Genomic DNA, 18,674 nt, shown 5'->3' with positions numbered 1-18,674 from the left:
CCTCGAAGTGAGCCCCGGAGGGGCGAACGAAGGTCTATGCCGCCCGACCGAAGGGAGGAAGGGATGAACCTCGAAGTGAGCCCCGGAGGGGCGAACGAAGGTCTATGCCGCCCGACCGAAGGGAGGAAGGGATGAACCTCGAAGTGAGCCCCGGAGGGGCGAACGAAGGTCTATGCCGCCCGACCGAAGGGAGGAAGGGATGAACCTCGAAGTGAGCCCCGGAGGGGCGAACGAAGGTCTATGCCGCCCGACCGAAGGGAGGAAGGCATGAAGGCCGCAGGTCCGATCCTCACGCGCGCGAGCTTCCCGTTTCGCTTCCGCACCATGGCGCGCGCCGGCGTGAGGATGATGTTCCACGACTGGCTGAAGATGGCCGGCACCATGCTCGGGGTCGTGTTCGCCGTGGTGCTGTCGAACCAGCAGCTCGGGACGTTCATGGGCCTCGTCTACAAGAACATCATGTTCGTCAACAACACGACCGCCGAGCTGTGGATCGTGCCGCCCGGCGCCGAGACCGTGCAGGGCGGGAAGGTCGTGCCGTACTCCGACATCCTCGCCGCGCGCACGACGCCGGGGGTGGCAGCGGCGGAGCCTCTGGTGTTCGCGACCGCGACGGTGGCGCTGCCCGCTGGCGGCAGCGAGCCCGTCAACCTCGTGGGCGCCTCGTACCCGGGTTACCTCGGCGGACCTTGGAATCTGGTCGCCGGACAGGCGAAGGTGCTGAACCGCCCCGACACGATGATCTTCGAGGACTCCGAGCGCGAGACCCTCGGCGGCCTGAACCTCGGGAGCGTGCGGGAGGTGAACGGCCGCAAGATCACCGTGGGCGGCTTCACCTGGGGCCTCATCCCCTTCGGGCCAAGCTACGCCTTCGCCGACTACGAGCTGGCGCGCGAGCTCACCAAGCTGCCACGCGACCGGGCGAACTTCGGCCTCATCAAGCTCGAGCCCGGGGCCGATCCCGACGTGGTGAAGAAGGCGGTGGCCGAGCGCCTCTCCGGCTCGGGGGTGTTCACGCAGCCCGAGTTTCGCCGCTCGATCGTGAAGAACGTGCTCACCAAGACGCCCATCGGCATCACCTTCGGAACGAGCACGCTGTTCGGCCTCATCGTCGGCTTCGTCATCGTGTCTCTCTCGATGTTCTCGGCCGTGGTCGACAACATCCGCGAGTTCGGCACGCTGAAGGCCATCGGCGCGACGAACTTCGATCTTGGCATGTTGCTCTTCGTTCAGTCGGTGCTTTACGGAGTGCTCGGCTCGATCATCGGGCTCTTCCTCGTGTCCCGAATGGCGATAGGCATTCGCTCAGCGAAGCTCGCCCTGAACCTGCCGCCACAGCTCACGATCGGCACCGTCGTCGTCATGGTGTTCATGTGCGTCATGGCCTCGGGCCTCGCGCTCCTACGCCTCCGGAAGGTCGAGCCGGCGATGGTGTTCCGATGAGCGCGCTGGCGGGCGACCTCGCCATCGACTGCCGCGGCGTCGAGAAGACCTACGGCTCCGGGGCCACCGCGTACCGCGCGCTGAAGGGCGTCGACTTCGCCGTGCGACCGGGGGAGTTCGTCATGCTCTCGGGGCCGTCGGGCAGCGGGAAGACCACGCTGCTGTCGATCCTCGGCTGCGTGCTCACGGCGACCGGCGGGGTAGTGAGGCTGTTTGACCAAGACATCTCGAAGGCGAAAGACGCCGCCCTGCCGGGCCTGCGCCTCTCGTACATCGGGTTCGTCTTCCAGGCCCATAACCTGCTGGCGTCGCTCACCGCCACCGAGAACATCGGCACGTTGCTCGAGCTGCGCGGCTACTCGCGGCGCGCCGCCGAGGCCGAGGCTCACCGCCTGCTCACGCAGGTGGGGCTCGCCGACAAGTACGAGAGCAAGCCCGGTGACCTCTCGGGCGGTCAGCGGCAGCGCGTGGCCGTGGCCCGGGCGCTCGCGGGGGCGCCCCCCATCCTGCTCGCCGACGAGCCCACCGCGGCTCTCGACGCGCAGAACGGTCTCGCCGTCACCGAGACACTGCGCTCGCTGGCGAAGGACCACGGGCACACCGTCGTAGTCGTCACGCACGACAACCGCATCTTCCACCTCGGCGATCGCATCGTGCACATCGAGGACGGGCTCATCGTGGAGAAGTCATGAACATGCAAGTGAGCCGCAGGCGAGCGGCGTGTCTTTGCCAACCGACCAACGGGAGGGCGGTATGAAGAAGAAGCGCATTCCACTCGGGTTTTTCGCGTTCGGGGCGTTCCTCCTGTTCGCCGTCGTGATGGTCACGCGCTCGGTGCTCGCCGGCCCTCAGACCGTGGTCACGGAGAAGGACGTGAAGAAGGCCGAGCGCGTCGCCAAACCGAAGGCGGGGGCCGACGAGCGAACGACCGTGCCCACGGGCGATCTCGTCGCGGGCAACGGGATCATCGAGCCCGCCGATCGCGAGACCAAGCTCGCGAGCCACGTCCCTGGGCGCATCCGCGCGGTGCGCGTGGTGGAGGGGCAAGACGTCGCGGCCGGCGCGGCGATCGCCGAGCTCGAGAACGAGGCCGAGAAGTCGGCCCTCGAGGCGGCGGAGGCCGATCTCGGGGTGCGTCGGGCGGAGCTCCTCCGCGTCGCGCGCGGCCTCCGCGCCGAAGACCGCCAGGCCATTGTAGCCGACACGAGCGCCGCGAAGGCGCGCGCCGACCTGTCGCAGGGCACGCTGGCGCGACTCGAAGCAGCCGCGAAAGGCGGGGCCGCCACGGTCGACGAGGTGGCGCGTGCCCGGGGCGTCGCGGAGGCCGACCGGAGCGCGCTCGACGCCGCCGAGGCCCGCAAGCGCGCGGCCGTGACCGGCGCGCGCTCCGAGGACGTCCTCGTGGCGCAGGCCAATGTCGCCGCGGCCACCGCGCGCCGTGACCAGGCCAGGTCGACCCTGGAGCGTCTCACCATTCAGTCGCCGATCGCGGGCAAGGTGCTGCAGGTCAAGCTGCGCGCGGGCGAGTACTACAACCCGCAGGGCGGCGAGCCGATCGCCGTGGTGGGCGACACGCGCACCCTGCGCGTGCGCATGGATCTCGACGAGCGCGACATCGCGAAGGTGGCGGTGGGCGCGAAGGCGTTCGTGACGCTGAACGCGTACCCCGGCAAGCGCTTCGCCGCCCACGTGGTGGAGGTGGGCCGCCGCATGGGGCGCAAGAACGTGCGCACCGACGACCCCACCGAGCGCATCGACACCAAGATCCTCGAGGTGCTCCTCGAGCTCGACGAGCGCGAGGGGCTCGTCACCGGGCTGCGCGTCGTGAGCTACGTGGAGGCGAAGTAGCGCCGCCAGGCTGGCGCGCCCATCCCCGCTGCGTGGCTCAGTTGTGGACCCACACCACCGTGCCGCGGAGGGGGAGCATGACGCCGTGCCAGCCTGGCGGCAGCTCGGGCTTGGTGAACGCGAAGAGGTGCGCCGCGTCCTTCGGGGCCAGGTTGATGCAGCCGTGGGAGCGCGGCAAGCCGAACTGATCGTGCCAATACGCGGCGTGCAGGGCATAGCCGTCTTTGAAATACTGAATGTAGGGCACGTCGCGGAGCTCGAACGCGGCCTCGGGGACGTGACTGTCCATGGTGGACGCGGTGTGTTTCGTGTGGATTCGGAAGATGCCTCGTGGAGTGACGTAGGGGTTCTTCTCGGTGTCGGTGGCCACGCCCCCGGCGCCGGTGGAGACCAGCGTGGCGTACGCCGGCTTGTCGCCGTCGACCGCGAGCAGCGTCTGCTTCGCGAGGTTGACCTCGAGCCAGCGCTCGCCCTCCTTGGCCCACTTGGGGAGCTTTCGGATGGGGTCGAGCCGCACCGACTCCTTGGTGTTCACGAGCGAGCCGTCGGCGAGGACGTGGAAGTGATCGCCGCCGACGACCTTGATCTTCTTCTCGACCTTGTGCGCGCTCCGCCAGGGCAGCTCCGCCCCGGCCTTGATGTGCTTGCCCTCCAGCGTGTGTCGCTTCGCCCCCGCCTTGGTAACGAAGATGATGGGCAGGGACAGGGGGCCGTCGTTCGACAGCTCGACGCCGTGGAACGAGGTGCCTCGCACGAGCCGGACGCGATCGGCCGGCATGAGCAACAGCTCGGGAGTGAGCAAGAAGCGGCGCTTGCCGTGCAGGAGGCTCGCGATGAACGAGATGCCGAGGCGACGCATGGGCCGCGCGGCGTCGAGCGGGATGCACGCGGCCGCGCCGCCGGGGCAGGGGGAGCCGCCGTCTGTGTCGGGCTTGTGGGAGAAGGCGAGCCCTGAGAGGTTCAGCGTGGCTTTGCCGTCGGCGAGGTAGTCGGGGATCGGATCGTCCTTGCCATCGGTCGCCCACGCCGCGAGCACGCCCGGCGCCGGCTCGAGCGGGAACGCCCCGCCCGGCAGCGACGAGAGCTGGGGGTACTCGCCGTCCCGGGCCTCCTCGGCCTCGGCCTCGGTGAGCGTGCGAAAGTGCTTCTCCCAGTCGGACTCGAGGGACTTGGCTTCGGCCTCGGACGGCAGGCGCGTGTAGAACGGGGCATGCGAGGTGCGGACCACCGCGTACCCGTAGGGGAGCCCCGCGCCGAGCTCGGCGCGCCGCGCCGACGCCTTGACGATCGCGTCGTCGAGGTTGCCCGTGGCCGTGGGCCCCACGCACACGAAGCCCTGGGGCGCGATGGGCACCCAGCCGCCGGGACAGCCCTCGCGGCCGGCGACGCCGCCGCGCGTGCTCACGATTGCGCCGGCGCGCAAGTACCCGAGACGCTTGCTGTTCTGGCTCGGGCCCTCGAACACCCAGGTCTCCATCGCGCGGCTCGCCAGCCGGCCGCCCTCGCTCTTGGGCACGACGGCCGGCTCGGTCGAGGGGCCCGCGTCTTCGCCGGGCGCCACGACCACGACCGCCTCGGCGTCGGCCCCGGCGGGTGACTTGCGGCACCCCAGAGAGGCGACCGCGGCGACGAGCGCCAGCGCGGCGAACCCGCCGTGCACCACGCGCGGGGCCTGCAGGAAGCGCGGGACGCGCGGGACGCGCGGGACCGGGCGTGGGCGTGGTGGGGAGGGCGAGACCATGGCACCGTCGGGGATACCGCAGGCGCGTCCCAATGCCCAAGTTGCCGGCGAGCCGCGAACGGTGCATGCTTTGGGGCTCGTCACCGCGGCGCTCGGTCGTGGCGAGCGGCCCTTGACATCGGGGCGGATTTTCATAGAGTGCGCGGCCCCGACCCCCGAGACCGAGGGTTGGGCCCAACAAGAGGATTCACGTGGCCAATCATCCGTCCGCCGAGAAGCGCAACCGCCAGCGCATCACGCGCACCGCGCGCAACCGCGCCGTCAGCAGCTCTGTCCGTACCTTCGTGAAGCGCGTTCGCGTGGCGCTCGAAGCCAAGAACGCGGGCGACGCGGCCGCCGCGCTCAAGGTGGCGATCGTGGAGATCGACCAGGCCTCGAGCAAGGGCGTCGTTCACCCGAAGGCTGCCTCGCGCACAATCTCGCGCCTCTCGGCGCAGGTCCACGCGCTCTCCAAGGCCTGAACCCTCGCGGACCGCAGAACGTGCGCCCCTCCGTGGCGCGCGTTCGCTCCGTTTTTGTGTGCAGGTGCGCTCGCTCGCGTGCGTCTCGTCTCGTTTCGTGTGTCCTGTCCCCATCGTCTAGTTGGCCCAGGACGGCGGCTTTTCACGCCGCTAACAGGGGTTCGAATCCCCTTGGGGACGCTGAAAATCGTTCAGTTTTCGCGCTGTCTGCTCGGTTTTTGCCAGGACAGAACGCGGGAGGGAGAGGGCGCGAGGCGGCGTGGCGGCGCGCCGATCCCGGCGCCATGGGCCCCACGTCGAGCTCGCCTTGCATGAGACGCGCGCGGGCGTCGTCAGTCGGGTTGTCGGCTTCCGTACGGCGACACCTCCAAGCGGCCTGCCATCCATCCCCCAATGTCCTGCGGCCTCGCCGAGCTCTACCCTGCGACCTTGGCCAGGTTGCCGCCAAATATCCCCTCAACGTTTGGAGCATCCCATGCACTCCGCCCACAGGCTCAGTCGCTTCAGAGCTCTCTTCTCGGCCCTCCTGGCCGTCGTGTGCCTGACCCTCGTCTTCCCCAGCGTCGCGCGAGCGCAAGGCGCTTGGGAGTCCGTGGGCGTGATCGACGGGGTGACCGTGTGGAAGAAGGAGGTGCCCGGCACCAACCTCCTGGCGTTCAAGGGGGAGGTCGTCGCCGACGTGACCATGGACAAACTGCTCGGAGTGTTCCTCGACAAGGACGAGCGCAAGAACTGGGTCGATCGCTACGGTGACAGCAGGGAGGTCGAGAGACCGGGCCCGCTGTCGGAAATCTATTGGATCAAGTTCAACTTGCCGGTCGGTATCAGCAACCGCGACTACGTGCTGCGCGCCGACGCCAACGCCAACCCAGCCACCGGTGTGTTCACCGCCAACATCAAGAGCATTGTGCACCCCAGGGTGCCGGAGAGCAGCTGCTGTGTTCGCGCGGAAGCCCGCGGGACCTACTACAGGTTCGAGGCTCTGAAGGGCGTGAACAAGGTGAAGCTCACGGTCGAAGTGCAGACGGACCCCAAGGGCATGCTGCCGGGGTGGGTCGTCAACATGATTCAGAAGAGCTGGCCGTCGAAGACGCTCAATGGCCTGGTCAAGCGCGCCAACTCGGGTGCCATCACGCCCCGCGCGGAATACGCCGGCTGGCACTCGCGCCCGTAGCCCCTGGTTTTTCGCGTGTTCTGGGTCGCCTCCGAAGTAGGCGACCCTGTTGCGTTTCTTGGTTGGCGATAGGCGGGTGTCGAACGACCCGCACGGCTCCGCGTCCCACGCCTCGCCGACGGCGGCCGCGCAGGCGGACTGGGATCAGCTATCGCCCCAGTCCCTCCAGCACGCGCGCCGTGGCGGGACGATTGGCCCTTACGGGTACCAGAATGCGGTCCAACAGATCGGTCCACAGGTCGGAGCGCATCGACTCTGCGATCCACTCCGCGACCTCTCCGAGGTCGTAGGCGGGGTGGTCGACGAGCCTCTCGGCGAGGGCTCCCAGTCGTGGATCGTTCGGCGTCGACGCCGTGCGGAGCAGGAGGAGGAGGAGGAGCGCAAGAGGCTGCTCCGGCCCGTCGTCCCCCGCGTCGCCGGCTTCGGTCTCGGCGAGCCATGCGAAGAAGAGCTCTGCCCGGTGGGTCGCCTCGGCGCCGAGCGCGAGGCAGCTCTCGGCCAGGATCGGCCCGTTCGTCACGAGCTCGTCGAAGTCGCTGGGAGCCAAGCTAAGGAGAGTGCAGCAGAGCGCGCGGGCGAGGTGGTCCGCGGTCTCTCCCGTCGACCAGCGCGTGAGCGCGAGGACCTCGTGAGGCTCCCAGCCGAGCCTCTTCGGCACCAGGCCCGTCCCGCATATGTCGGTGAGCGCGGCCAGGTGCTTCTCGGCGTCCATCCCGTAGTCGGCGTTCGCGATGCGCGTGAGGGTCTCCGGCCCGGCGCGGGAGCGCAGCCAATCGAAGAGGTCGGAGGCCGACGCTCCCCACCCGCCGTCCCCGCCGTCCCCGCCCACCTCCCCGCCCGGTCCCCACCCGGAGAGGCTTCGCGCGCGTTCGCGGTGGGCCTCGGGGCGTACGCCGCGGGGGCCGACGCGGGCCGCCGCTTCGTCGTCGCGCAGCCATTGGCTGTATGCGCTGGAGACGCGCACCCTGACGTCGCCCTCCGCGGCCAGCCCCTCGGCGCGCAGGAGCGCGCGACGAATCGAGTCTTCGCCGAGCCCGACATCGAACGCCAACTCGGCAATGGCGAGCCAATCTTCCGCGGTGGACGCGAGCTCCTCCGCGCGCGCGTGGGCTCTCGCGACCTCGTCGACCTCGCGATGGGAGGCCCAGGCCCGCGCGACGTGGAGCGCGGCGTCGGTGGAGGTCGCGCTCCGCAGGGCTGCGTCCAGCACGCGGTGGACGGCCTCGGAGTCCCCCAGCGAATGCCATGCGTTGGCGAGAGTCCATGGCCGCACGGAGCCGTCGCTTGCCATCGCCTCGGCCTCGCGCAGGAGCGCTACGCCGGCGTCGCGATCGATGCTCGTCGCCCACTCGCGCGCGATGTCGCAGAGGTCGTCTGCGTTGCGCCGGGCGCGCGCCTTGTCACGCCCGGCCTCGAGACAGCGACGCTGAGCGTCCGTGTCCCCCAGAATCTCTGCGAACCCCTGCCCGAGCAACACCCACTCGTACCCCCGCGCGGACGCCGCGTCGCCATCGAGCGCGGCCAGCGCGCCGAGGCCGTCGGGCCGTGGTTCGCGGAGCGCCGCGACGCCCGCCTCGAGCGCCACGCGCGCGCCCGTCGGATCGTCGAGCCGCGTGGCGCGGAGCGTTGCGACGTCGCGAAAGCCCCAGATCTCGCGCTCGGCGAGGGCGAGCTCCAAGGTCCGCGTCGCGAGGTCGCTCACCCGCTCGCGCGACACGAGGGGGATCGTCGCGACGCCGCGGAGCAGCGCGCGCCACTCGTAGCAAGCCTCGGCCAGGGCGATGGCCTCGTCGAGGCAGCGCGCGGCCTCGGTCGGCTCGGTCGCCGCCGCCGCATAGGTCAACCAGTCGGAGATGTTACGCCTCATGGCGCGTCGAGCGGATACCCGATTTCCTCGAGGTCCTCGCGCAGCTCGTCCAGCGTGCGCGCTCCGCCGAGTCGCGCGACGATCGCCTCGTCGAGGGGGCGCAGGGCGAGCACGTGGGCCGCGTCGTCGACGGCGATCTCGATCTCGAAGTACTCGGCCGCCCAGGCCACGTAGTCCGCCGGCTTGCCGGCGAGCGGAGAGAGCAGCGCCTCCGAGCCGTCGGGATCGTCGCCGCCTTCGAGCGCGGGCCAGACCAGGTCTCCGTGGCGCCACGCGGTGTCTTCGCGCAGCCGCCACAGCACGAACGTGGCTTGTTCGAGGTCGAAGGCCGGCTCATCGAGGAAGGGGGCCAGCGCCTCCGGGAAGCCTGCGAGGAGGCCGGGGTAGAGGGCGTGGCCGCGCTGCTCCTCGGGCGTGAAGCGGTGGCCTCCGAAGGGGCTCATGAAGGCCTCGTGCGCGAAGCCCTTCAGAGCCGCGCCGGCCCGGGAAAACCACAGGAACCACTCGTCGCCGCTGCCGTCGCGCATCGACGCCATCTCGGCGCCCGTGTCCAGGTCCCACCGGGCGTTGAACGAGTAGTAGCGCGACTCCCAGTCGGGGCAGAGGAGGGCGTCGAGCGCCGCGAGGCCCTTCGTGATGCGCCGGAGATCGCCGATTCCGGGGAGAGCGCCCAGTTTGCGCGTGGAGATCATGGGGCGAGGCTACGCGATGTGCGCTTTCGCGGCGAGCCGGTGAGGCTGTCGGAGCTACGCCGCGCTGGCCGTCGTGAGGGGCTCTTCGGCGCGGTCGGCTGCTGCCGCCGGGGCCGGGGCTGGCCCGCGCGCCGGCGCCGGGCGCGCCACGTACACGAGCGCCACGCACCACCCGAGCAGGAGCGCGGCGTTCGCCTGGTGGAGGCTCGCCCACCCGATGGGGACGCGCCCGAGCACCGTGAGCGCCCCGAGCGTGATCTGCAGCGCCACCTGGACGAGCATGCCGCCCACGGCGACGCGCGCAGCGCGGGGCGCGGGCCTCGAGAACGCGAGCGCTGCACACGCGAGGACCGCGAGCGCGGTGAGGTACGCGAGCGAGCGGTGAACGAAGTGGATCGTGAGGGCGTCGGCCAAGGCGCTTCGCACGGGGCCGAGGCTCGTGGGCGCGAGCTCCGCGGGGATCCATGTCCCGTTCATCGTGGGGAAGGTGGGGGCCACCAGGCCCGCGTGCGTGCCCGCCATGAGGCCGCCCCACGCCACGGTGATGCTCACGAGGGCGAGGGCCAGCCTCGCGGTCCACGGGAGCGCGCGCGGACGGCGCGTGCCGTGCGCGTCGGGCACGATCAGCTCGCCCAGGGCCGTCCACACGAGCAGGGCGAAGCAGAGGAGCGCGAGGCAGAGGTGGAGCGTGAGACGGTAAGGCGACACGTGCGGCGCGTCGGCGAGGCCGCTCTTCACCATGAGCCACCCGGCGAGGCCCTGCAGGCCGCCGAGCGAGAAGATGCCGAGGATCGTGAACGCGCGGCGCCGGTCGAGCTTGCGCTTCGCGAGCAGCCACGCGAGCGGCAGGAGCACGACGAGCCCGGTCACGCGGCCGAGCAGGCGGTGCGCCCACTCGACGTAGAAGATGCGCTGAAACGCGTCGAGCGGCATGCCCGCGTTGACGAGGCGTCCCTCGGGGGAGGCCTTGTATTTCGCGTACTCCTCGGCCCATGAGGCCGGGCTGAGCGGGGGGAGCGCGCCGGTGAGGGGCTTCCACTCGACGATCGACAGGCCCGAGCGCGTGAGCCGCGTGAGACCGCCCACCACGACCATGGCGAACACGCACCCCGCCACGACGAGGAGCCACGCACCCAGAGCGCGCGAGCGAGACACGGCCATGCGCGCGATATAGCGAAGACTTTGGCCGGTGGACAGACCCCGCGGCGCACTTTCGTTCGGCGCGCGCGCTACGGTCGAGCCGCGGCGCTCCGGCTGAGCCGCGGCCCTCAGGGGGCGGGCGCGGCGAGGGCCTCGTCGATGGCCTTGCGCAGCTCGTCGCTCTCGGGGGTCACCTTGCTCGGGAAGGCCCTCTTCACGAGGCCGTCCTTGCCGACCACGTACTTGTGGAAGTTCCACTCGGGGCGCCCGAAGCCATTGGCGAGGAAGGCGTACACGGGCGAGGGCGACGGCCCCTTGGTCACGACCTTCTCGAAGAGCGGAAAGGTGACCTTGAACTTGGTGCTGCAGAACGTGGCGATCTCCTTCGAGCTGCCGGGCTCCTGGCCGCCGAAGTCGTTCGAGGGGAACCCAAGCACGACCAAGCCCTTGGGCGAGAGGTCTTCGTAGAGCTTCTGGAGGCCGGCGTACTGCGGCGTGTAGCCACACTCCGAGGCGGTGTTCACCACGAGGGCCACCTTCCCCTTGTAGGTCGAGAGCGGCTCGAGCGCGCCGTCGAGGCGCTTGGCCGAGAGGGCGTGGAACGACGCCGGCAGGCCCGTGGCCGCGGCCTGCGTCGATGGGGTGGCCGCGGTCGCCGTGCTCGACGTGGTGGCTGGTGAGGCCGTGTCCGGGCTCTTCTGGCAGGCGAGCCCGCCGAGCGGGAGGAGCGCGATGAGCGTCAGCGGGGCGAGGTGTTTCACGGTGGCTCCGATGCGAGAATTGGGAGAAGTATCAACTGCGCTGAAGGCGCGGTGGGGAGTCGTGAAGGACTTCACGACGAACGGGCCGCGGGGGCCTCGACGCGGAGCCATATCTCGTTTCGACGCGCGAACCACGGAACGAAGGGCGGATCGTAGCGGTTCACCTCGGCGTCGCCGACCACCGGGAGCCGCTCCGAACGCGCCCACGCGCGCAGCGCCGCCTCGTGCTCTCCCATGTTCTCGGAGGTCCACCGGCCGCTGAAGCGCACCACGGCGACGCGCGCGGGAGGGAGCTCGCGCAGCGTGACGCGCGCGTCGAGCGGGACGGGCAGACTGGCCAGCGTCTCGCCCTCGGGCATCGTGAAGGAGACCACCCACTCGGCGCGGCTTGGCCCGCTCGCGCGCTGCGCGACCGGCGCCGTCATGGGGATCTTCTTGCCGTCGGCGGCGCCGCTCATCCCGACCGGCGCGGTCATCGCGAGCTTCGTGCCCGATCGGTTCTTGCCGAAGATGTAGCCAGCGAGCCGCCGGAAGCCCTCGTCGCCCGCCTCGCCGAAGTCCCCCTCCACGCGCGTCTCGGCCACGACGCGCTGCGGGTAGGTGCGGAGCTCGAAGCTCTCGGTGCTCTTCGCCACGGCGTAGGCCGGCTCCTTCACGCCGCCACCGCACGCGGCGACGAGCGCAGCCGACGCAGCCACGACGAGCCCCCGCAGGCCCCCGCCGATGCCGGGCGAACCGAGCGCGCTCACGAGCGTGCCCCCGCGACGGCGTCGCGCAAGAGCTCGATCGCCGCCTGCCGCTTGGCGGCCGGCATGGGGCCCTCGTGGGAGAAGACGAGCTTTCCCTCACGGTCGTAGAGCAGCACGCTGCTCACTCCCTTCTTCAGGCGGAGCGAGTTGCGCGCGGCGCCGCTCCAGTCGCAGTAGATCGGGGTGCCGAACTTGTTCGACTCGCTCTGGATCGCGTCCTTCACGAAGCCGCGGACAGGCCAGTAGTCGTAACCTTGGAGGTCGGCGATGGCCACCAGCGTGACGCTCTGCTTGTAGCGATCGCCCTTGCCGAGCTTCGCGAGCTCGTCCTTGAAGGCCTGGTTCTGCTGCGCGGAGTCCTTGTCCTCGTAGACCACGAGCACGGGCTTGCCGTGGGCCCGGGGCAGCACGAACGGCCGGTCCCAGCCGTCGACGAGCTGTACCGCGGGGCGGGCGGCGCCGGCGCTGGGCAACGCCGCGGCGGGCGCCGCGACGGCGAGCGCCAAAGCGAGCGCGGCGGCCGTGGCGAGGGCTAGGGTGGTGAGAGGTCGGCGCGTGGGGCGTGTCATGGTCGAGATCTCCTTGGCTTGGTGGTTCGGGTCGAAGACGTGGCAGAGGCGCCCGGCCCGGAGCCGGCGCTGAGGAGCGCGCGGACCGATCGGCGGAGCTCGGCGGGATCGCGGTCGGCGAGGACTCCGCCGCGGGCTTGGATGAGGTCGGCGATCGCCCCCGCGGCGCCGCCGCCGACGATCCAGGGCACGTCGCCGCACGCGCTCGCGTAGTCGTCGACGAGCTCGCGCGCGCGCGACCGCTCGGGGGGCTGCGTGACCGAGAGCGCCACGAGGGCCGGGCTCATGGCCCGTACCGCGCTCCGGATGGCCCCCGGCGGCGTGCGCGCGCCGAGGAACACTGGACGCAGGCCCCAGCCCGAGAACCGGAGCGCCATCGCGAGCAGGCCGAGGTCGTGCTCGTCGTCGGCGAAGCTCGCGAGCACGACGGCCTGCTCCGACAGCGCGCCCGGCGAGAGGCGCACGAGGTCCCGAAGCAGCGTGCCGATTCGCTGCGACGCGAGGTGCTCCTCCGCCACAGACAGCTCTCCCGAGTGCCAGAGGCGGCCCACCTCGTAGAGCAGCGGCGTCACCACCTCGTCGAGGATGGTGATGGCCGTGCCGAGGAAGAGCAGCTTGCGCAGCTCGCGGTCGAGCTCGGCGTCGTCGAAGCGGCGAATCGCGCCGAGGATGCGCTCGATCGCCGCGGCGTGAGGGGGGACGACGGGCGCGCTCGCCGACGCGCTCGTGCGCTGGGCGAGCACGACCTTGGCCGCCTCGGCCGCCGCCATGCCCTCGTCGCAGAGGCGCCGCAGCTCGCGCACCTGCTCGACCTCGCCGCCCGCGTAGAGCCGGTAGCCCGAGGCGCTCCGCTCCGGCTTCGGGATGCCGTAGCGACGCTCCCAGGCCCGGAGCGTGGGCTCAGGCACGCCGGTGAGCTCCGACACGGTGTGAATACGAAAAGGCCCGCTCGCTGGGAGGTCGGGTGCCTCGTCGCTGCTCGATCGGTTTCGTTCGCCTTCGGGCTCGCGCTCCGTCATGGTGACCACCCCTCGGTTGACATGGGCTGCATAGAGTATATACAATCTCTATACATCCGGAGGAACGTTATGCAAATAACTTCGACAAGACGGCGTGCGATTGTGATCGGGAGCGGCTTCGGGGGCCTCGCGGCGGCCGTGCGTCTGGGCGCGCGGGGCTGGAACGTCACCGTGCTGGAGCGTGACCAGCAGCCCGGAGGGCGCGCGCGGGTGTTCCGTCAGGACGGCTTCACGTTCGACGCAGGGCCGACCGTCATCACGGCGCCCTTCCTGTTCGAGGAGCTCTGGGAGCTCTGCGGCAAGCGGATGGCCGACCACGTCGACCTCCGGCCGGTCACGCCGTTCTATCGGATCCGCTTCCACGACGGCCGCTCGTTCGACTACTCGGGCGATCCGGCGTCGATGCGGGCCGAGATCCGCAAGCTCGCGCCCGCCGACCTCGATGGCTACGAGCGCTTCGTCGCGATGAGCCAGGAGATCTTCTCCGTGGGCTTCGAGAAGCTCGCGCACGTGCCGTTCACGCGCTGGACCGACATGGCGCGCGTCGTGCCCGCCATGATGAAGCTCGAGAGCTACCGCAGCGTGTACGGGCTCGTGTCAAAGTTCGTACAGGACGAACGCCTGCGCCAGGTGCTGAGCTTTCACCCCCTCCTCGTGGGCGGAAACCCGTTCAACACCACCTCGATCTACAGCCTCATCCCCTACCTCGAGCGCAAGTGGGGGGTGCACTTCCCCATTGGCGGCACGGGGGCCCTCGTGCGGGGCCTCATCGACCTCATCGAGGGGCAGGGCGGGTCGATCCGTTATGGCGCGACCGTCGAGGAGATCCTCGTCGACGGTGGGGCGCGGGGCAAGGCGCGCGGCGTGCGGCTCGCCTCGGGCGAGGTCCTCTCGGCGGACGTCGTCGTCTCCAACGCCGACTCGGCGTGGACCTACAGCCACCTCTTGCCAGCGCGGTACCGCCGCCGCTGGACCGACCGTAAGCTCGAGGGGTCTCGCTACTCGATGAGCCTCTTCGTCTGGTACTTCGGGACCAACCGGCAGTACCCCGACGTGGCGCACCACACCATCCTCCTCGGCCCTCGCTACAAGGAGCTGCTCACCGACATCTTCGACCGCCACGTGCTCGCAGACGACTTCAGCCTCTACCTGCACAGACCGACGGCGACCGACCCCAACCTCGCGCCGCCGGGCTCCGAGGGCTTCTACGTGCTCTCGCCGGTGCCTCACCTGGACGCGGGCATCGACTGGTCGTCGCGCGCCGAAGCGTACCGCGCGAAGATCGAGCGTCACCTCGAGGCGACCGTCCTGCCCGGCCTCTCGGGGAGCCTCGTCTCGTCCCGCGTGATGACGCCGCAGCACTTCCGCGACGAGCTCTTGAGCGAGCGCGGTGCGGCGTTCGGCCTCGAGCCGGTGCTGCTCCAGAGCGCCTGGTTCCGGCCGCACAACCAGAGCGAGGAAATCGACGGGCTCTATCTCGTCGGCGCGGGCACGCACCCAGGGGCCGGCGTACCCGGCGTGCTCTCCTCGGCGCGCGTCCTCGACGCGGTGGTCCCGCATGGGTAGCTCGATCGGCCCGGCTGACCTCGCGGCGTGCGCGCGGCTGCTCCGGGCCGGCTCGAAGAGCTTCTCAACGGCGTCCCTGCTGCTCCCGGGCCGCGTACGCGCGCAGGCCACGGTGGTGTATGCGTTCTGCCGCGTCGCCGACGACGTGATCGACTCGGAGCCGGGCACGACCGCCGTGGCCGTGGAGGGGCTCCGTGCGCGGCTCGCGCGGATCTACGCGGCCACTCCCGACGACGACCCGGTGGACCGTGCGCTCGCAGCGGTCGTGGTCGACGCCGGGGTGCCCCGCGAACTCTTCGAGGCGCTGCTCGAGGGGTTCGCGTGGGACGTGGAGGACCGTCACTACGAGACCTTGGACGAAGTGTATGCGTACGCGGCGCGGGTGGCCGGCGCGGTAGGCGCCATCATGACGGTGCTCATGGGGCGCCGAGAGCCGAGCGTCCTCGCGCGAGCGTGCGATCTCGGGGTGGCCATGCAGCTCACCAACATCGCGAGGGACGTCGGAGAGGACGCGGGGCGGGGGCGCCTCTACCTGCCGCGCGCGTGGCTCCGCGAGGCCGGCGTCGACCCCGAGGCTTGGCTCGCGGCGCCCGCGCCGACCGCCCCCATGCGCTCGATCGTCGCGCGGCTGCTCGACGCCGCCGACGTCCTCTACCGCCGCGCCGACCGCGGCGTCGCCGCGCTCCCGGCGGATTGCCGTGTGGCGATCCGCGCGGCGCGGCTCATTTACTCGGACATCGGTCGCAGCATCGCCGCGGCCGGTTACGACTCGATCACCCGCCGCGCCGTCGTGCCCAAGGGGCGCAAGCTGTGGCTGCTCCTCCGCGCGCTGCGTCCACGCCGCGCCCGGCCGGCCGACGCCGCGGGGCCTCCGCTCGACGCCGTGGTCTTCCTCGTCGGCGCCTGCCGGAGCGCCTCGTGAGCGCGAAGACCGAGCGGGCGATCGCGCTCGTGCGCGACGCGGGCGGGGCGGAGCTCGCGGAGCGACTCGCGCACCTCGACAGGCTGCGCGACGTGGCAAGCGTGTCCACGCGGTCGCCGCCTGCGCCGTCCGCAGGGTGCTCCGTGGAGTTCGACGTCATCCTCGCGGGCGGTGGACTCTGGTCTTTGCTTGCGCCGGTCCTCGCGGCGCGGGGCCTCTCCGTCGCCGTGGTCGAGCGCGCGCGCGCGGCGGCCGCGCACCGCGAGTGGAACGCGAGCGGCCCGGAGCTCGAGGCGCTGGTTCGCGCAGGCCTCTTCACCGCGCAGGAGCTCTCCGAGCTCGTCGTGGCGCGCTACGACTACGGCGTGTGCCGCTTTCACGGCGGCGGCAGCTACCCGGTGACGGGCGTGCTCGATCACGCCGTCGACGCGGGCCCGCTCCTCGCGCGAGCGAGGGCGCTCGCCGAGAGGCGCGGGGTCACCTTCCTCGACGGTCACGAGGTGCTCTCGCACGCCTCGGGGGTGAGCGCGGTGCGCGTGCTGGCGCGGCGCACGGGCGAGCCCAGCGCGCCCCCCCGCGAGATCACGGCGCGGCTGCTCGTCGACGCGCGAGGCGCGGCGAGCCCCTACGCCACGGCCGATCTCGTGTGCCCGACCGTGGGCGGCGTGCTCCGGGGCCTCGTGGCCGGAGACGCGCCCGACGAGATGAACCCGCGCGTCGGCGACATTCTGGCGACGGTCGACCCTGTCGTGGACGGCCGCCAGCACGTGTGGGAGGCCTTCCCCGGGCGCGCCGGCGAGACCACCGTCTACTTGTTTTACTACGCGCGCGCCCACGAGCGCGTCTCGCTGGCCGAGCTCTATGCCGACTTCTTCGAGACTCTGCCGCGGTACAAACGGGGGCCGATCACGCTCCAGCGGCCGACGTTCGGGCTCATCCCGGGGTGGTCACGCCTCTCGCCCGGGCCGCGCGCGCCCGGGCCGCGGGTGGTGCTCGTGGGCGACGCGGCCTCCCGCCACTCGCCGCTCACGTACTGCGGCTTCGGCGCGACGCTGCGCTCCCTCGCGCCCGCGGCCGAGGCCATTTCGCGCGGCATCCATGGCCCGCCGCGCGAGCTTGGGTGCGTCGTCGACGACGCCCCGGTCCACTCACTGACCGGCGCGCTCGCCCACATGATGGCCTCGCGCTCGTTCCATGGAGACGAGCTCAACGGGCTGCTCGACGCGGCGTTCGGCGCGCTCTCCGAGATGGGCAACGCCCGCTACGCGAGCTTGCTCCGGGACGAGCTATCTCCGGGCGGAGTGGTCCAATTCCTCCGACGGACCGCCGCCCGACACCCGGCGGTGTGGGGCAAGGTCGTGCGGGGGCTCGGCGTCGGCCCCGCGGGGCGCTGGAGTCTGGGCGTCGCGCGTGCGCTCGTCCGGGGGTAGCGGCTGTGGCGCCCTGCGCCGCGCCCTCCGCTCGAGCTCGCGGACACCGAAGAAGAACCCGAACGGAGCGCCTCCGGAGGTGCCAGTATGGTGCACGCGATGGGCCCGAACGATCCCTCGGAAGACCCGCAGGCGCAGAAGAAACGCCACCGGCAGGCGCCCGTGGCAGAGCCCGTCGTGGACGACGAGGTAGCCGAGTCCGAAGGTGCTCATGCCCACGCCCGTGCCGAAGGCGAGCTCGCGTGCCACGCTCGCTTCAGCCATGCAGCCCGCGAGGATGAGCGCGATCGCCAGCGGCGCGTGAAGCAGCGAGAGGGCATCGTTCGCCTCGAGCCGCGCCTCGGGCGCGCCGGGTTCCTGCGGCGCGTGGTGCGAACGGTGAACCGACCAAAGAACGCCGTGCCAGACCCGCCCGTGAAGGAGCGCGGCCCACAGGTCCATGGCGACGGCGACGACGAGCGCCACGGGCACCCAGACGAGCCCGCGTGCGAGCGACGTGTCGAGGATCATACGGCCTCCTTGTGCGGAGCGGTGGCGTGATCCCTGCGCGGAAAAATAGGCTCTTCACCCGCTGGTTTTCGGGCGACGCGGAGCGACGCATGCGCCGGAGCTTCGGCGCGCTCCGTGTGCGCGGGCTCGAGCCCGTGCGTGCGCTCATGGCGCAAGGTCCCGTGCTGGTCGTCTCGAACCACACGGCGTGGTGGGACCCGCTCGTCGTCCTCGTGCTCACCACGCGCGTGCTGCGGGTCGACGCCTACGCCATGATGGACGCCAATAACCTGAGGCGGTTGCCGTTCTTCGGCCTGGTGGGGGCCTTCGGTGTGGACCTCGACCTGCCGGCGGACGGCGCGCGCGCGATCCGCTACGCGGCCAAGCTCCTCGATCGCCCGGGCCGCGTCGTGTGGATCTTCGCGCAGGGGCGAGAGCGGCCCATGACAGCGCGCCCCCTCGGCTTTCGCGGTGGAACGGCCGAGATTGCGCGGGTGGCGCGTCGCGCCGCGGTGGTGCCGGTGGCGCTGCGCTACGAGCACGGCGCGCGGCCCGAGCCGGATCTCTACGTGTCGTTCGGGGCTCCGCTCGCGCGCGATGGTTCGCGTGACGCGGAGGCCGCGAGGCTCGCGCAGGAGGCGGCGGTGACGGAGGAGCTCGACGCGCTGGACGCCGCCCTCTGCGGTGGCGCGGGGAGCGAGTGGGAGCCCATCTTCGAGGTGCGTCCAAGTCGGGTCATGGGGCTCCTTCAGGCCGCGCTCGCGTGGCTCACACGCCCTCGCGGCGCCTGAGCCGGCTCCGGC

Annotated in this window: 17 protein-coding genes, 1 tRNA gene and 1 pseudogene; 10 read left to right on the top strand and 9 right to left on the bottom strand. The window is 71.2% G+C overall.

The window, feature by feature from the left end:
- Positions 1–267 precede the first annotated feature (267 nt).
- The 3 genes from IPQ09_02920 to IPQ09_02910 all read left to right on the top strand — a co-directional run bounded on the left by IPQ09_02920 (position 268) and on the right by IPQ09_02910 (position 3,291).
- The gene (locus tag IPQ09_02920; GenBank protein MBL0193174.1) at positions 268–1,443 is read left to right on the top strand and encodes an FtsX-like permease family protein; all 1,176 of its coding nucleotides are present in this window, start codon (positions 268–270) and stop codon (positions 1,441–1,443) included.
- Positions 1,440–2,135, top strand: coding sequence for an ABC transporter ATP-binding protein (locus tag IPQ09_02915; protein MBL0193173.1), 696 nt, complete (start codon positions 1,440–1,442; stop codon positions 2,133–2,135). Before IPQ09_02920 ends, IPQ09_02915 begins: the two co-directional genes overlap by 4 nt.
- Before the next feature lie 61 nt (positions 2,136–2,196).
- Positions 2,197–3,291 carry an efflux RND transporter periplasmic adaptor subunit gene (locus IPQ09_02910; GenBank protein ID MBL0193172.1) on the top strand — a complete coding sequence of 365 codons (1,095 nt, stop codon included), beginning with the start codon at positions 2,197–2,199 and terminating at the stop codon, positions 3,289–3,291.
- Positions 3,292–3,328: 37 nt separating this feature from the next.
- Here IPQ09_02910 and IPQ09_02905 read toward each other — a convergent pair whose 3' ends face one another.
- Positions 3,329–5,032: a L,D-transpeptidase gene (locus tag IPQ09_02905; GenBank protein ID MBL0193171.1), complete on the bottom strand. Its 1,704-nt coding sequence runs from the start codon at positions 5,030–5,032 to the stop codon at positions 3,329–3,331.
- Positions 5,033–5,223: 191 nt separating this feature from the next.
- On the opposite strand from IPQ09_02905, the gene rpsT reads away from it, so the two are divergent.
- From rpsT to IPQ09_02890, 3 genes are all read left to right on the top strand, one after another.
- Positions 5,224–5,493, top strand: coding sequence for a 30S ribosomal protein S20 (gene rpsT, locus IPQ09_02900; GenBank protein MBL0193170.1), 270 nt, complete (start codon positions 5,224–5,226; stop codon positions 5,491–5,493).
- 106 nt (positions 5,494–5,599) lie between these two features.
- Positions 5,600–5,673 (top strand) — tRNA-Glu (locus tag IPQ09_02895).
- A gap of 295 nt (positions 5,674–5,968) precedes the next feature.
- Positions 5,969–6,667 (top strand): hypothetical protein, encoded by a 699-nt coding sequence (locus IPQ09_02890; GenBank protein MBL0193169.1) that lies wholly within the window; start codon positions 5,969–5,971, stop codon positions 6,665–6,667.
- Between the two features lie 148 nt (positions 6,668–6,815).
- Here IPQ09_02890 and IPQ09_02885 read toward each other — a convergent pair whose 3' ends face one another.
- The 7 genes from IPQ09_02885 to IPQ09_02855 form a co-directional block, all read right to left on the bottom strand.
- The gene (locus IPQ09_02885; GenBank protein MBL0193168.1) at positions 6,816–8,534 is read right to left on the bottom strand and encodes a hypothetical protein; all 1,719 of its coding nucleotides are present in this window, start codon (positions 8,532–8,534) and stop codon (positions 6,816–6,818) included.
- Positions 8,531–9,226, bottom strand: a complete 696-nt coding sequence (locus tag IPQ09_02880; protein MBL0193167.1) for a hypothetical protein — start codon at positions 9,224–9,226, stop codon at positions 8,531–8,533. The genes IPQ09_02885 and IPQ09_02880 overlap by 4 nt, the downstream gene beginning before the upstream one ends.
- 54 nt (positions 9,227–9,280) lie before the next feature.
- On the bottom strand, positions 9,281–10,387 hold the full coding sequence (locus tag IPQ09_02875; protein MBL0193166.1) for a COX15/CtaA family protein: 1,107 nt from the start codon (positions 10,385–10,387) through the stop codon (positions 9,281–9,283).
- A 107-nt stretch (positions 10,388–10,494) separates the two neighbouring features.
- Complete coding sequence (locus IPQ09_02870) at positions 10,495–11,238, bottom strand: glutathione peroxidase (protein MBL0193165.1); 744 nt, start codon at positions 11,236–11,238, stop codon at positions 10,495–10,497.
- Positions 11,199–11,783: a heme-binding protein gene (locus IPQ09_02865; protein ID MBL0193164.1), complete on the bottom strand. Its 585-nt coding sequence runs from the start codon at positions 11,781–11,783 to the stop codon at positions 11,199–11,201. Before IPQ09_02865 ends, IPQ09_02870 begins: the two co-directional genes overlap by 40 nt.
- An 89-nt stretch (positions 11,784–11,872) precedes the next feature.
- On the bottom strand, positions 11,873–12,445 hold the full coding sequence (locus IPQ09_02860; GenBank protein ID MBL0193163.1) for a hypothetical protein: 573 nt from the start codon (positions 12,443–12,445) through the stop codon (positions 11,873–11,875).
- Complete coding sequence (locus tag IPQ09_02855) at positions 12,442–13,464, bottom strand: MerR family DNA-binding transcriptional regulator (GenBank protein MBL0193162.1); 1,023 nt, start codon at positions 13,462–13,464, stop codon at positions 12,442–12,444. Before IPQ09_02855 ends, IPQ09_02860 begins: the two co-directional genes overlap by 4 nt.
- 21 nt (positions 13,465–13,485) lie before the next feature.
- Between IPQ09_02855 and IPQ09_02850 the strand changes: the two genes are divergently transcribed.
- From IPQ09_02850 to IPQ09_02840, 3 genes are read left to right on the top strand one after another with little or no spacing between them, the layout of a single operon-like run.
- The gene (locus tag IPQ09_02850; GenBank protein MBL0193161.1) at positions 13,486–15,030 is read left to right on the top strand and encodes a phytoene desaturase; all 1,545 of its coding nucleotides are present in this window, start codon (positions 13,486–13,488) and stop codon (positions 15,028–15,030) included.
- Positions 15,023–15,952, top strand: coding sequence for a phytoene/squalene synthase family protein (locus IPQ09_02845; protein MBL0193160.1), 930 nt, complete (start codon positions 15,023–15,025; stop codon positions 15,950–15,952). Before IPQ09_02850 ends, IPQ09_02845 begins: the two co-directional genes overlap by 8 nt.
- Complete coding sequence (locus IPQ09_02840; protein MBL0193159.1) at positions 15,934–17,382, top strand: lycopene cyclase; 1,449 nt, start codon at positions 15,934–15,936, stop codon at positions 17,380–17,382. The genes IPQ09_02845 and IPQ09_02840 overlap by 19 nt, the downstream gene beginning before the upstream one ends.
- Before the next feature lie 21 nt (positions 17,383–17,403).
- Here the strand turns inward: IPQ09_02840 and IPQ09_02835 are convergent.
- A pseudogene (locus tag IPQ09_02835) lies at positions 17,404–17,892 on the bottom strand (sterol desaturase family protein).
- A gap of 26 nt (positions 17,893–17,918) precedes the next feature.
- Between IPQ09_02835 and IPQ09_02830 the strand changes: the two are divergent.
- Positions 17,919–18,662, top strand: coding sequence for a lysophospholipid acyltransferase family protein (locus tag IPQ09_02830; GenBank protein MBL0193158.1), 744 nt, complete (start codon positions 17,919–17,921; stop codon positions 18,660–18,662).
- Positions 18,663–18,674: the final 12 nt, after the last annotated feature.

The sequence above is a fragment of the Myxococcales bacterium genome (assembly GCA_016720545.1).
GTDB lineage: Bacteria > Myxococcota_A > Polyangia > Polyangiales > Polyangiaceae > JAAFHV01.
This window is presented reverse-complemented; position numbering and strand designations above follow the sequence as displayed.